14 protein-coding genes are annotated in these 14,554 nt (G+C 53.3%); 1 reads left to right on the plus strand and 13 read right to left on the minus strand.

Annotation, left to right across the window (positions count from 1 at the left end; translation table 11 throughout):
- Nucleotides 1-9: 9 nt before the first annotated feature.
- The 13 genes from QGH09_10185 to icd form a co-directional block, all read right to left on the minus strand.
- On the minus strand, nt 10-1,086 hold the full coding sequence (locus QGH09_10185; GenBank protein ID HJO18554.1) for a hypothetical protein: 1,077 nt from the start codon (nt 1,084-1,086) through the stop codon (nt 10-12).
- Nucleotides 1,087-1,101: 15 nt separating this feature from the next.
- Nucleotides 1,102-1,917 (minus strand): cytochrome b N-terminal domain-containing protein, encoded by an 816-nt coding sequence (locus tag QGH09_10190; GenBank protein ID HJO18555.1) that lies wholly within the window; start codon nt 1,915-1,917, stop codon nt 1,102-1,104.
- A 58-nt stretch (nt 1,918-1,975) separates the two neighbouring features.
- The gene (locus tag QGH09_10195) at nt 1,976-2,644 is read right to left on the minus strand and encodes a Rieske 2Fe-2S domain-containing protein (GenBank protein HJO18556.1); all 669 of its coding nucleotides are present in this window, start codon (nt 2,642-2,644) and stop codon (nt 1,976-1,978) included.
- Between the two features lie 60 nt (nt 2,645-2,704).
- A complete protein-coding gene (locus QGH09_10200; GenBank protein ID HJO18557.1) occupies nt 2,705-3,634 on the minus strand; it encodes a HEAT repeat domain-containing protein in 930 nt (309 codons plus the stop codon).
- Between the two features lie 88 nt (nt 3,635-3,722).
- Nucleotides 3,723-4,277: a dCTP deaminase gene (dcd, locus tag QGH09_10205; GenBank protein ID HJO18558.1), complete on the minus strand. Its 555-nt coding sequence runs from the start codon at nt 4,275-4,277 to the stop codon at nt 3,723-3,725.
- Nucleotides 4,278-4,296: 19 nt separating this feature from the next.
- On the minus strand, nt 4,297-4,491 hold the full coding sequence (locus QGH09_10210) for a DUF2905 domain-containing protein (protein ID HJO18559.1): 195 nt from the start codon (nt 4,489-4,491) through the stop codon (nt 4,297-4,299).
- Nucleotides 4,492-4,496: 5 nt separating this feature from the next.
- On the minus strand, nt 4,497-4,925 hold the full coding sequence (gene ndk / locus QGH09_10215) for a nucleoside-diphosphate kinase (GenBank protein ID HJO18560.1): 429 nt from the start codon (nt 4,923-4,925) through the stop codon (nt 4,497-4,499).
- 121 nt (nt 4,926-5,046) lie between these two features.
- On the minus strand, nt 5,047-6,090 hold the full coding sequence (locus QGH09_10220; protein HJO18561.1) for a 2-oxoacid:ferredoxin oxidoreductase subunit beta: 1,044 nt from the start codon (nt 6,088-6,090) through the stop codon (nt 5,047-5,049).
- Nucleotides 6,091-6,141: 51 nt separating this feature from the next.
- The gene (locus tag QGH09_10225; GenBank protein ID HJO18562.1) at nt 6,142-8,001 is read right to left on the minus strand and encodes a 2-oxoacid:acceptor oxidoreductase subunit alpha; all 1,860 of its coding nucleotides are present in this window, start codon (nt 7,999-8,001) and stop codon (nt 6,142-6,144) included.
- 211 nt (nt 8,002-8,212) lie between these two features.
- Entirely contained in the window at nt 8,213-9,085 is an 873-nt protein-coding gene (gene sucD / locus QGH09_10230) for a succinate--CoA ligase subunit alpha (protein HJO18563.1), read from the minus strand.
- Between the two features lie 12 nt (nt 9,086-9,097).
- Nucleotides 9,098-10,261: an ADP-forming succinate--CoA ligase subunit beta gene (gene sucC / locus QGH09_10235; GenBank protein HJO18564.1), complete on the minus strand. Its 1,164-nt coding sequence runs from the start codon at nt 10,259-10,261 to the stop codon at nt 9,098-9,100.
- Between the two features lie 29 nt (nt 10,262-10,290).
- Nucleotides 10,291-11,217 carry a malate dehydrogenase gene (gene mdh / locus QGH09_10240; protein HJO18565.1) on the minus strand — a complete coding sequence of 309 codons (927 nt, stop codon included), beginning with the start codon at nt 11,215-11,217 and terminating at the stop codon, nt 10,291-10,293.
- A gap of 37 nt (nt 11,218-11,254) precedes the next feature.
- Entirely contained in the window at nt 11,255-12,490 is a 1,236-nt protein-coding gene (gene icd / locus QGH09_10245; protein ID HJO18566.1) for an isocitrate dehydrogenase (NADP(+)), read from the minus strand.
- A 352-nt stretch (nt 12,491-12,842) separates the two neighbouring features.
- On the opposite strand from icd, the gene serA reads away from it, so the two are divergent.
- Entirely contained in the window at nt 12,843-14,483 is a 1,641-nt protein-coding gene (serA, locus tag QGH09_10250; protein HJO18567.1) for a phosphoglycerate dehydrogenase, read from the plus strand.
- The last annotated feature ends 71 nt before the right edge of the window (nt 14,484-14,554 follow it).

Here is a 14,554-nt window from a genome sequence, read left to right on the forward strand (position 1 = left end):
CGTGGTCGATCAAATATTGAAGAAGAATTCCGGAATCGCAACGACGTATTTGAGATTGAACAGCCAGCGAGCTAGCATCTTCACCGGCAGCGAAAGCATCATCAGAAAGAGAAAAATCCCCACGTAGTAACGGGCTGGTCCAAGTTTTTCGTAATAACCCTTGAGGAAACTCTTAGCCAAGAGCAACGGCAACACGAAGACATAGATCAGAGTGAGAAGGATCCCAAAAAACTCACGAATAAACCATTGTGAGGGCAAACCCACTCCAAGACCACGCAACCAGATGTACTCAGACAAATTCACATTCGTGAGCGCCTCAAGCTTATGAATGTCCCAGTATTCGAACGGACCAAAAAAATTCCAATTCGGACCACGTAGGAACGTGCCTAGCACTATGAGTGACGACCACAATACGACAAAGCCAAATAAAAAGATTGAAATCTCCACCTTGCGTTCCTTAAAGGTGTAGTAACCATTCCCTTTGGGGTTCGTATCGATATACGGAATCGCCATCAAACCCACAATGATCAGCGTAGGCAAGACGACACCGGCCAGCCAAGGATCAAAATAGACCAGCATTTCTTGCAAACCCAAAAAGTACCAAGGGGCTTTCGACGGATTCGGCGTTGCAGCGCTGTTGGCCGGCTGCTCCAGTGGGGCTTCCAGTAGAATTGACCAAACGATCAGGACCACGGAGCACAGAATGAGACAAATCAACTCCGTGTAAACTAAATCTGGCCAGACCCAGACACGCCCCTCCTCGACCTTTTCAACGACCGGCTCACCCTTGTCGAGCCTCTCGTCGTTTAGCACCGCTTGGCGCATCGAGTACCAAGTGAAGAACAGTAAACAAAAAATTAGACCGACAATGGGAACGTTGTCTGGCTTTCCGATGATCAACCGGAAGTTTTCATCGAACAGGCCCAGCCCGAAAAACAGTACGAGAAAGATCTGCAACCCATAGCCGACGCGCGGTTTCACAAACACGTCACGACGCCACACTGCGAAAATAAACGCGCTCAATGTCAACAAAAAGAAGACACGCGGGTCGGCGAAGAAATTGAAAAATCCCTTGATCGCATCCATAATTCGAACCGCCTTCTACGCCGGGCCGGAAATACCGCCGTCCTTCCTGACACGCCAAAAATGTACGGCCATGAGCACTGCAATCGCAAGCGGCAAACCGACGCAGTGCAGCACGTAGAATCGAAGTAACGCCCCTTCACCAACAAAGGTTCCACCTAGTAGAGCAAACCGAGCGTCGTCGGCAGCGTGAATAAGTCTCACATCGCCCAGCATCAACAATGCTGACCCCGGACCTTCAGCACCCATGAAAGGGGTCGCCCGCGCCATGTTTGAACCGACCGTGATCGCCCATATCGCGAGCTGATCCCAAGGCAGGAGGTAGCCCGTGAACGAGAGGAGGAGCGTTAGCACCAACATGATTACGCCAACATTCCAGTTGAACTCCCGTGGCGGCTTGTAGGACCCAGTCATGAACACTCGAAACATATGCAACCAAACCGTGACAACCATCGCGTGTCCACCCCAACGATGCATTTCGCGCATGATTCCAAGCGGCACGTGCTCGCGCAAGCCAACGATGTCGGTGTAGGCGTATTCCAACGTTGGACGGTAGTAGAACATCAGCAGCACGCCTGTAAACGTCAGTGACAAAAAAAGGAAAAAGCTGAGGCCGCCCATGCACCACGTGTAGCGCAGGCGCACTCCAGACTTACGAAGTCTGACTGGATGCAGGTGCAGGAAGACGTTAGACAACACGACTAATACACGATTCCGATCCGTGATCGGTGCGTTGTGCCGAAAAACCGACTTCCATACCTGGGTTTCGGTCAGCCAATTCCACGAACGCTCTAGGGCGCCCTCTTTAGGAGTAACGATCTTTGTGTCAGCCATAACAACTCATCAACACGATTGCCGAATGATACTCAACCAATTGGCCCAATCCACTGATTTAGAGCCTTAGAAATGATTCAGGGTCTGCCCACTGCCCCAACTCAAACTGAAATTTTCTCGCCTTATCGACCAAAATTTGACCATCCTCAGCCAGTACGATTCTCGCCCGCTCCAGTGGACGCGGCGCCGGACCTTCAAAGTTGACGCCCGTCGGTCGAAAGCCACTCCCGTGACAGGGACACTTAAACTTCAACTCAGCCGATAGCCAGTTGGGAGTGCAACCGAGATGCGTGCAAGCGGTGAGCAGGGCATAGAATCCAGCAGCCTCCTGGACGATATCGCTCGGAGTACGCACGATCCAGATTCCAAAGCGGTCTTTCCACCGCTCATCGACACCTGGCGCGTACTCGTCGGGAAAGCCAATCTTGAATTGCTGCGGTGGCTCGTTAAGGACGTTTGGAAACATAAACCGTCCAGTCGCTGCCAGCGCCGTAGCCGAAGCCGCTGTAAAGGATCCCCATGCTAAGCCTAGCCAAGACCGACGGGATAGAAGTGGTGAAGTGTCATCAACGACTTTTTTCTTCTTCGCCGGCGGCCGACGTGGCGCAGCAGCCACAGAAGTCGTCTTGCCTGCCAAGTTGGGCGGAACGGCCGGTTGTACCGGTTTTGCGGGCGGACCCTTCGAGGCCGGAGCGCCCTCTACTGGAGCGTTTGGTTCGTCAGCCATTTAATCTCATCTACTCCGTGTGCTCGTCTCTCACGAGCTGTTGTTTTTCTACCCTGCACCTCAGCGACGTACACGCCCCTCAGGCCTGTCATCAGCTGCATCAAACACTGCAAGCGCTTCAATCGCCGCCTGACGGACACGAAGACTCTCGTCTTGACGACTCAACTGGAGGACCGAATCACGAAACGAGTTAGCATTAAGAGCTGCGATCGCATTCAATCCGGTGATCATAACCTCACCAACGCGGTCGACCTCATCACTACCGACACCCATAGTAGGCTCCGCCACTCGTTCGACGTACTCGCGGTCCAACATCCGACCCAATATCCCAACACCCTGAGTATTGCCGTGCCTCGCCAGTGCCACGGCAGCATTCCACTGAACATCTGGCACAGAATCGTTCAGTGCGGTACGCAAGGTGGAAATCTGTTCATCACCCGGTAACGCGCCAAGTGCATAAACTGTCATCTTCCGAATACCGGCATCATCAGACGCGTACATCCCAGCCAGTTCCGGTATGACGCTAGAGTCACCTAGTGACCCGAGCGCCCAAATCACACTAATCCTGGTCTCGGTCTCAGGATCATCGAGTGCGTCGACGAGACTTGCACCGGCATCCTCAGGCGGCTGTGTCAATTGACCAACGGCCATGGCTAGATAGCGTCGCACCCGTGGGTCATCATTCTCCGACTCAACAAAAGCGCTGACTAAGGCTGGACCCAGTGTTGGCTCCGAGGCCTGGACTTCTGGATCAGCCATGAGACGCGACAATTCAAAGGCCGCAGGCCATCGCCGTTCCCGACCACCGACACGGATATCACTCAAGTACTCTTGGGGAGTTCGCTCATCGTTGAGCAGCCAACGAAACCCGCCATAAACCAAGATGACCGCAACAACGACTGCTAAAGGAATAAGAAAGAACTGCACAGCCAGCGCCGGCACCGATCGCCCTTCCGAAACCTGACCGTCTCGTTCCTCGAGTTTGTCCATTTTCCTCATCGGTGTGCCGGTTTCGCAGAATTTCGATCGTGAATTTTAGCGCAAGGTAGAATTTCGGTCAAAAAAGTGCCACGGCACCTCATATACGAGGCAGCGTAACCTCCCGCTGAGTTTGGTATTTCCCCTTCTTATCGGCATATGAAGTTTGGCATTCCTCATCGCTCTGAAAAAATAGCACTTGGGCAATTCCTTCGTTTGCATAGATCTTCGCAGGTAGTGGAGTGGTGTTCGAAATCTCTAAAGTGGCTGTCCCTTCCCACTCAGGCTCAAATGGTGTGACATTCACGATAATGCCGCAACGGGCATAGGTCGACTTGCCCAGACATACTGTCAGAACATCCCGAGGAATACGGAAATACTCCACCGTTCGGGCGAGCGCAAACGAGTTTGGTGGCACGATGCATTCCGGTCCTTTGAAGTCGATGAACGAACGTGGGTCGAATGCTTTCGGATCGATAAGAGTGTTATTAATGTTAGTGAAGATCTTGAATTCGTCAGCGACCCGAATGTCATACCCATAGGACGATAGCCCGTACGAAATCACCCCGCTCCGTACTTGGGTATCGACAAACGGCTCGATCATCTTACAATCTCGCGCCATCCGGGTGATCCAACTGTCTGCTTTGATAGTCATAAAAATCGAGCTCCCACGCTTAGCGTCGCATGATGGCGAAAAATAGGGTCGCCAAGAGACTCACCGCGATCGAGGTGACAATCGGAACATAAACCGTGACATTGCCACGCCGAAACACCAGGTCACCAGGCAACCGTCCTAGCGGTAACCCAAGCATCATCAACCCACCAAGCGCTGTAACCATGAGACCGATGATCACCAACGCTTTGCCCACACTCGCTACCCTTCAACAGAATCGCCGTACTCTAAGTCGGAGAAAAAGTAGTCAACCTCGAACACTGCAGTGTCCACAGCGTCGGAACCGTGCGTGGCGTTGTGTTCAATCGAGCTACCAAAGTCACGACGAATACTTCCAGCCTCGGCTTTTGCTGGGTCGGTCGCACCCATTAACGCCCGCCATTTTCTAATCGCATCCGACGCCTCGAGTACCAGCACCACCGCCGGCCCAGAAGACATAAATGTGACCAAGCTATCGAAGAACGGTTTCGTGCGATGGACTGCGTAAAAACCTTCCGCATCATGACGTGACAGATTAACAAGGCGAATCCCGCGCAACGTGAAGCCAGCCAACTCAATCCGTTGTAATATGGCGCCTACCTGTCGGGTCGCCACTGCATCAGGCTTAATAATCGCCAACGTGCGTTCCATGGGCGCTGATTATACCTTTCCCCTGAAATGTGTTTGGACGACACCGCACCGAAAAAAGGCCACGCAACGCGCGGCCTCGAACCCAGTCACAAACTCCTACGCTTTCATTGAGCAGCCGTAATCAGCGAAGCTCCTGCAAGATTCTTTCAAACGCAGCTTTCGACGGCCTAACACGCTCAAGAGGCAGCGTCGCCAACGGTTCCTCAACAAGATTAAGCACCTCAATGAAGTCTTCCTTGTCAGGTTCTACATAAATCACACCGGTTGCGAATTCTGCTCGGCGGCTAGTCTCGTGAAGCACCCGCACCGCTTCGAGACGGTCTGTCGGATCATATTCCGACTCAAGCTTCTTAAGAATCAACTGTGACCCATCGTGCATCGTAACTGCGTGAGTCGTTCCTGGCTCATATTCGACAGCAATCTCCTGAAAGTGTGGAATGAAGTCGATTTCACCGAGCGGTTCGTCGTGATCACGAGCGTAGGCGTAACTCTTGGTTGATCCGACGTGATCATTGAAGGTCACACACGGCGAGATGACATCCACCATCGCCGTTCCACGATGACTGAGCGCAGCCTTCAGCACGGCCGTAAGTTGCTTCTTATCGCCCGCAAAAGACCTGGCAACGAAAGACGCACCCATCTCAACGGCCAGCGCACAGGTATCGATCGGTGGCAGATCATTGACGACACCGGTTTTCGCCTTCGAGCCAAGGTCAGCCGTCGGTGAAAACTGCCCCTTCGTTAAACCATAACAGCCATTGTCCTCAATGATGTAGACGATGGGTAGGTTGCGGCGCATAAGGTGCACAAACTGGCCGATACCAATCGCTCCTGTGTCGCCATCGCCACTCGTACCAATCGCTATCAACTGCTTATTCGCGAGGACCGCACCAGTTCCGAGCGAAGGCATACGCCCATGAACACCATTGAATCCATGCGCCCCGCCGAGAAAGTAGGCTGGACTCTTACTCGAGCAACCAATCCCCGACAGCTTGATCACCCGACTCGGCTCAACACCCATCTCGAAACACGCATCAACGATTCGCTCTGAAATAGCATTGTGACCACAGCCGGCGCACAAGGTCGTTTTGTCTCCTCGATACGGTTGCAATTCAAGGCCAATCCGATTGACCTTCTTTCCTAGTGAAGATGCGATTTTGCTCATTGGACCTAGTAAGTTCCCCACTCTCTCTAATCGGTCTGTTGATTTATTACTTTATGCACTGGCGGTCGGCGCCAGTTCGCCCCCTTCACTAGCTAAAATGATGTCGGTGACGCTGCGAGCATCAAGCGGCAGCCCACCGAAATACAGCACGCTTCTCAGCTTAGCTACACGCTCGGGTGAGAGTTCCATGCGCATCAGGGACAGCATCTGCGCATCACGATTCTGCTCAACCACGTAAACACGCTCACAGCGATCGATGAAGTCGTCAAGCTCGGCGCTAAAAGGTAACGAGCGCAGGCGACAATAGGTCAGGTCCAAGTCAGCTTCGTGGCTCAATTGATCGCAACTTTCAATCACCGCCCAGTGACTGCTTCCGTACGCCAATACGCCAATTGGGCCCTCGCTCTCCCGTTCGATGATCGGTCCCGGCACAGCATCACGAGCGGTCTCAAACTTCGTAGCAAGACGCTTAAGATTTTTTTCATAGTCATCGGCCCGTTCACTGTAGCGGGCCTCGGCATCGTGACCGGAACCACGGCAGAAATACGCCGGCATCCCGTCGCCGGGCAACGACCGATAGGCGACACCGTCACCATCGACATCCCTGTACCGTCCCCATTCTTTAAGGCGTTTTAACGTCTCAGCATCAAGCAACTTCCCTCGATCGGGCGGCCCAGTCGGATACTCGAATGGTTCCGACATCCAGCTATTCACTCCAAGGTCAAGGTCACTCATCACAAACACAGGCGTCTGGAAGCGCTCGGCTAGGTCAAAGGCCTTTAAACTCATCGAGTAACATTCGGCCACCGAAGACGGCAAAAGAAGTAAGTGCTTCGTATCACCATGAGACAGAACCGCGGTGGATAGGATGTCGCCTTGGGCAGTTCGAGTCGGTAGCCCTGTGGAGGGACCAACCCGCTGCACGTCGAAGATTACGGCCGGAACTTCCGCATAGTAGCCAAGCCCCGTGAACTCCGCCATTAATGAAATCCCAGGACCTGACGTCGACGTCATCGCTCGCGCGCCGGCCCAGCCCGCACCAAGAGTCATTCCAATTGCCGCAATTTCATCCTCGGCCTGTACGACGGCAAAAGTTGCCTTGCCAGTCTCCTTGTCGACTCGGTACTTGCCCATGTAATCGATCAACGTCTCGCAGAGAGACGAAGACGGCGTAATCGGATACCAAGCCACAACTGTTACGCCAGCCATCATCGCGCCCAGCGCAGCCGCATTGTTACCGTCGACCAAAATTTTTCCGTTCGTCTCACTCATGGACTCAAGCACGAACCGGTCCTGCTTAATCAAATGTTCGTCAGCGTACTCGTAGCCACCCCTTAGTGCCGCCTGATTTAGCCCAAGGGCCTTCACCTTACGACCAAGCTGTCCGTGAAGGGATTCCTCCACATGAACGAGGTCGATATTAAAAAGCTTCGCCAAAACCCCGACATAAACCATGTTGCGGACGAGCCTCCGAAGCTTTGCATCGGAACAGGCCTCCGCCACGAGGCTAGCAAATGGCACCGGATAGAAGGTCAGGTCGTCACGAACCGCACTCAAATCCATCGCCTCGTCGTAAACGACAGCGGCGCCGGGATTGAGTCCCATTACATCTTCCCGTGCGGTCGCGGTATTCATCGCAACGAGTACATCAACTTCGGGTTTCCTAGCAAGATAGCCATCCCGACTCACACGGATCGTGTACCACGTTGGTAAGCCCGCAATATTGGAAGGAAACAGATTCTTACCGGAAACCGGTATGCCCATCTTAAAGACGGACCGGAAGAGCACAAGATTCGCTGTCTGGCTCCCAGACCCATTCACCGTGGCGACTTGAATATTGAAATCGTTGACCGTCTGGCGGGCTGACGAACTTGCTGCGGCATCCTGAGCCGCAACACTTGTAGACGACATTCGACCGTGTCCTTACCGAGCCAACAACTCGGCACGCTGCGTCCTTGTCACCGCACAGCCACCGGCTCACAAGGCAGGTCCGAGATGGCCGGGCAAACCTGACGGAGCGTACCGGCCCACTATAGCACGATATGAGCCTGTTTTCTTAGGTTTTCAGCGCAATTTTCGATCGAATGTGATGCTCCGGTACCGCGGTCAGCACAATGCAGTCTCACAGACCCAACACACGAACCATCTCGGCTCCAAGATCGCCAGGGCTTTCTACGACGTGAACACCTGCCGATACCAAAGCATCCATCTTTTCCACGGCAGTACCTTTTCCACCTGAAATAATGGCACCAGCATGACCCATCCGACGACTCGGTGGTGCTGTCTGACCGGCAATGAAGCCGACTATGGGTTTCCTAAAACTGTCCTTGATGTAGACCGCCGCTTCCTCTTCAGCCGTACCACCAATCTCTCCAATCAAAATCACTGCATCAGTTTGACTGTCTTCGGCAAATAACCGGAGGGCATCAATAAACGAGGTGCCGATGAACGGGTCACCGCCAATTCCGATACAGGTACTCTGCCCAAGACCTAGCTCCGTTAGCTGATGGATTGCTTCGTAGGTCAAAGTACCGCTCCGCGAAACAACGCCAATGCGACCCTTCTGGCAAATATGTCCGGGAATGATGCCGGCCTTACTCAGTCCGGGAGAGATCAACCCGGGACAATTCGGACCAACGAGACGTGAGGCAGTTTGATCAATTGACCCGAGAACACCAACCATATCCAGAGTCGGAATGCCCTCGCTTATACAGACTACAAGCGGAACTCCTGCACCAACAGCTTCAAGAACGGCGCCAGCGGCGAATCGGGGAGGGACAAATACTAGAGAAGTATTGGCTCCAGTTATCTCTACAGCCTGAGACACGGTGTCGAACACTGGCAAGCCCTCATGCGTGGTTCCACCTTTACCAGGCGTGACTCCACCAACAACAGTCGTGCCATATGCGATTGACTGTTTGGCATGAAAACTACCCTCGCGTCCAGTAAGTCCTTGGACGAGGAGTCGTGAATCGCTGTCTATCAGAATGGCCATTAGAGGATTGACCTAGTGCTTCCGGGCCAAGCCTACAACTCGGTCGGCAGCCTGAGCCATCGTATCCACATTTGTAAAGTTCAGGCCGCTCGCTTGAAGCATCTCGCGCCCCTTCTCAACGTTTGTACCCTCCATGCGGATTACCACCGGGATCTGAACGTCGAGGTCTCTAACAGCGCTAATGACGCCTTCGGCCAAGACATCGCAACGAAGAATACCCCCAAAAATATTGATGAGCACGGCCTCAACGTTCCTATCGGACAGCAGTATCTTGAAGGCGTTTCTTATCTGCTCGGCATTAGCACCACCGCCGACATCCAAGAAGTTCGCCGGCTCACCACCCGCGAGCTTAATAATGTCCATCGTTGCCATCGCTAACCCGGCACCATTAACCATGCACCCAATCGTGCCGTCTAGTTTTATGTAGTTAAGTGAGTGTTTCGAGGCTTCGACTTCGAGTGGTTCTTCCTCGGCCAAGTCTCTTAGGTCGGCCAGATGCTTTTGTCGAAAAAGCGCGCTGTCATCAAAATTTATCTTGGCATCGAGCGCAAGGAGTCGTCCATTGCGAGTGACCACTAGCGGGTTGATCTCAAGTAGCGAAACATCGTTTTCCCAGAACACCTTATTTAGCTTAAGAATCAGTTCGACGACCTCCGCGCACTGTTTATCGTCGCCAAGCTTTAGTGCCTCCGCTAGACTCCTCGCTTGATCCACAGTCAGTTCACTAGACACTTTCTGACGCTTAATCAACTCTGGAGTATCGGCTGCGACTTGCTCAATATCCACACCACCGGCAGTGCTGGCCATCATGACTGGACAGGCCACTACACGGTCGAGAACCTCTCCGAGATACAATTCGCGCTCAATTTCGAGGCCTTCTTCAACCAAGAGCCGGCTGACCTTACGTCCCTCTGGTTCCGTTTGGTGGGTCACGAGCTGCATACCAAGAAGCTCCTCGGCGATTTGCTCAACCTCGGCTGGTCCCCTCGCCAACCTAACCCCACCACCTTTCCCACGACCACCTGCATGGATTTGAGCCTTGAGTACAACTACGTCAACACCTAATCCCACTGCGACCTTTCGTGCCTCAGCGGAGGTAAACACAACTCCACCGTTGGGAATGGGCACACCATAATCCCTTAACAGTTCTTTGGCCTGATATTCGTGAATCTTCATAAAAGTTCGGGTTAATGTGGTCTAAGTTTCTACACTTTGATTATGTTCACGAGCTCCTTTACCGCATCGGCCGACTTCCGGAGCGCCGCCTGTTCCTCCGCAGTCAATTCAACCTGAATGATTTCTTCCACACCCCGGGCACCCAACTTGACAGGCACACCGATAAAAAGACCTTCGATGCCATATTCGCCCTGCAAGAAGGTCGCACACGGGAGAATCTTCTTTTTGTCTTTAAGAATGGCTTCTACCATCTCTACAATCGCCGAACCCGGCGCATAGTAGGCGCTCCCGCTACCAAGCAGCTTGACAATCTCGCCCCCGCCCGCCGCTGTCCGCTTTACTAGGGCATCAAGAGTCGCAGTGTCCATGAGTTCGGTAATCGGAATCCCAGCCACCGTCGAATACCGAGGCAGTGGCACCATTGTGTCTCCATGACCACCGAGCACGAAAGCGTGGGTATTCTCAACCGAAACTCCAAGTTCCATGGCAATAAAGGCCCGCATCCGTGCTGAATCCAGAATACCGGCCATGCCCACTACCCGCTCACGCGGAAACCCGCTGACCCGAAATACCACCTGACACATTGCATCCAGTGGATTCGTCACAGGGATCAAAATGCAATTCGGCGAGTGCTTGACGACATTTTCGGTAACGTCCTTAATTATGTTTTTGTTCTTCAACAGAAGATCGTCGCGACTCATACCAGGCTTACGTGCTAGACCGGCTGTGATCACGACGACGTCAGAATTCGCTGTGTCGGCGTAGTCGTTCGTGCCTAGCACACAAGCGTCTGAACCTTCTACAGGGTTGGCTTCAAGCATGTCGAGCCCTTTGCCTTGTGGAATCCCCTCAAGAATGTCCAGCAGCACCACATCGGCCAGTTCCTTCGTGGCAATGCGACGTGCGGCGGTGGCCCCGACGTTCCCGGAACCAATTACCGTAACTTTACGATTCATACATAGCTCTCCCTTGAAGCTCTCAACCCACCGCCGGTTACATATTCGAAATAATGGCGTCGGCGAATTCCGAGGTGCGCAGCTTCGTAGCACCGTCCATCTGTCGAGCCAAGTCGTAGGTGACCTTCTTCTGCTGAATCGTCCTTGCAAGCGCGGTCTCGATCCTGTCAGCAGCTTCCTGCCACCCCAAATGCCTAAACATCATGGCTCCTGACAGAATCACTGAGCTCGGGTTTATAACGTCCTTACCCGCATACTTCGGCGCCGTGCCGTGAGTCGCCTCGAAAAACCCGATCTCATCACCAATGTTAGCGCCTGGTGCCATTCCCAAACCGCCTACTTGGGCCGCGCAGGCATCCGATAAATAATCGCCATTCAGGTTCGGCGTAGCGAACACGTCATAGTCAGCAGTCCGGGTAAGGACCTGCTGGAATACGCTGTCAGCGATCCGATCATTTACGAGAATTTTTCCGTCGCACTTTGCACCATTCCAATGTTCCTCTTCCGTAACAACGGAGTCCCGGAATTCCTCGGTCGCCACCTCGTAGCCCCAGTCCCGAAAAGCGCCTTCAGTGAACTTCATGATATTGCCCTTGTGAACCAGCGTCAGGGTGCTCCGGTGGTTAGCCACGGCGTAACGGATTGCCATGCGAACTAGTCGTTTGCTACCAGTCGCCGAGATCGGCTTTATCCCAATACCTGAATCCGGCCTAATTTTCCGACCCATATCACGTTCCAAAAACTCGACAACCTTCAGCGCTTCCTCACTGCCGCATTCCCACTCAATCCCAGCGTAGACATCCTCAGTGTTCTCCCGGAAAATAACGACATTCATCCGCTCTGGATGTCGGACTGGCGCCGGCGTGCCTTCAAAGTACCGCACCGGTCGAACGCAGGCATATAGGTCCAGAACTTGCCGTAAAGTGACATTGAGACTACGAATGCCGCCTCCAACCGGGGTCGTCAAAGGGCCTTTAATTGCAACCTTGTATGCCTTGACCGCTTCAATCGTTTCCTTGGGAAGCCACTCGTTGACCAAACCCTTCGCCTTTTCGCCAGCAAGAAGTTCGAACCAAGCAATATGGCGAACACCATCAAACGCTTTGGATACCGCGGCATCAAACACACGGACGCTCGCCTCCCAGATGTCTGGACCCGTTCCATCACCTTCGATGAAAGGTACAATTGGGTTATCAGGAACAATCAGTCGGCCTCCGTCAAGGGTAATTGCTGCCCCATCGGAGGGTGGTGTCAAATCCAAGCTGCTAGACATAGGCTACCGAAAAGAAAACGGGACTGGTTATATATAACAGACTGCAAGAAGACGGGAGGGTGCGTTTTAGGTCAGAACCCCAGACGTTAACAAAAGATATTCACAGAATCTGTGGAAAAGCCTGTGGAAAAAGCTCCCGTCGACTTTAGTACGCCGCATCAACTAAGGCTTTCCAGCGCTTTGCACCATCGTGGTGCGACAAGGTGTCCTCAACTGCGCGGAGGTGGCAGCAAGCCGGGCACATTATACTGTATACACTCATCGTTGTTCACCGACCCGTAGTGAATGATGGCACGTTACCACCACCATTTTGGACGGTCGATCATCGCTTATGACCACTGATTAACCATACATGGGAACTGAGAACATATCGGGTGGGACACCCGTCAAGCCCTACCCGCTTAAGATTGTTATTGCCGATAGCCTGCCTGATTCCGCTGCCGATTTACTTCGTCAGATGGGCTGGAAAGTTGACGCTCGTGATAGAAGATCACGTGAGAAACTACTGCACGATCTGAAAGACGCGGATGGCCTGATCGTGCGAAGCAACACCCAGGTGGACGCCGAACTACTGGCCTCAGCACCCCAACTGAAGGTCATTGCACGTGCAGGCACAGGCGTTGAGAACATCGACGTTGGAGCTGCCAGCGCCCGAGGAATTCTCATTATCAACGCTCCCGGTGCGAACAGCGTCAGTGTCGCCGAACACACCTGTGCACTCATGCTTGCCTCAGGACGTTCCATTGCCCGCGCCGATACGGCGATGAAGCAGGGTCAATGGACAAAAAAAGAACTGGTAGGTATAGAGCTGCGCGGTAAGAATCTCGGCCTAGTCGGATTGGGTCGGGTTGGACAGGAAGTTGCATTTCGTGGCCGCGCCTTCGGTATGCATGTTGTTGCTCATGATCCTTATATCTCGGAACAGCTGGCGAGAAGTCTCGACGTCGAACTACTAACCCTCGACGAGCTATGCGTCCAATCCGATTTCGTGAGCCTTCATCTACCTCTAACAGCCACAACCCGTCGGATGTTCAACGCTAAGCAACTGGCCAAACTTAAATACGGTTCACACCTCATTAACACTTCTCGTGGCGACCTCATCGATGAGTCCGCATTAGCGGATGCTATTGAATCGGGACAAGTTGGTGGTGCTGGGCTCGACGTGTTTGAGTGTGAGCCGCCCATCGATTCCCGTCTCATCGCACTGCCCCAAGTCGTTGCAACACCGCACATTGCTGGCTCTACCCAAGAAGCCCAGCAACTAGTCGGCGCAGAGACGGCCGCAGGAATTCGCGACTATCTCCAACTCGGTATCGTGCAAAACGCTGTCAATTTCCCGTCAATTCCGCTGGAAGAACTCAAGCGGCTCCAGCCTTTTGTTAACCTAGCTGAGAAACTAGGCGCTTTTGTCGCTCAACTGGCGACCGGCAGAACCGGAACCGTGAACATCAGATATTACGGAGGTCTTACCACCGGCACTAATGAACCGCTAGTTGGAGCCGTACTGAAGGGTCTCTTCCAAACAATGCTTTCGGACACGATCACCCTAATCAACGCACGCTCAGTAGCTGAGGGTCGTGGTGTGGACGTAGTCGAGTCACGCAGTCCTCGACCCCGAAATTTCACTAGCCTCATGTCCGTGAAATTAAATACTTCCAACGGCGAGTTATGGGTCGAGGGTGCCATTTTTGAGCATGGCGGGGCCCGTATTGTCCTACTTGACGGTGTTGAAATCGAGGCCGGTCTCGAAGGTACCCACATTGTGATCCGTAATCTCGACGAACCTGGCGTGGTTGGCGCTGTGGGGTCGATCCTAGCTAAATGCGGAGTCAACATCGCACGCTTCGCTCTGGGTCGAGGTCCGGCCGGGGCAGTTTCCGTTATTAGCATCGATGATTCGATGGATTCCGGTAACCGTGAATTAGATGAGGGACTTCTCGACACGCTCCGGGCTGTGCCAGCCATCAAGTCGGCCCAACTGGTGCGGATTTAGGACAGTTCGTGAGAAAAGAAGTTGGGAAAAGCTATTCAGATGTCGTCACTCTCTAGCACTTCGTCGACCCA

The organism is Vicinamibacterales bacterium, from assembly GCA_036012125.1.
GTDB lineage: Bacteria > Acidobacteriota > Vicinamibacteria > Vicinamibacterales > UBA823 > UBA11600.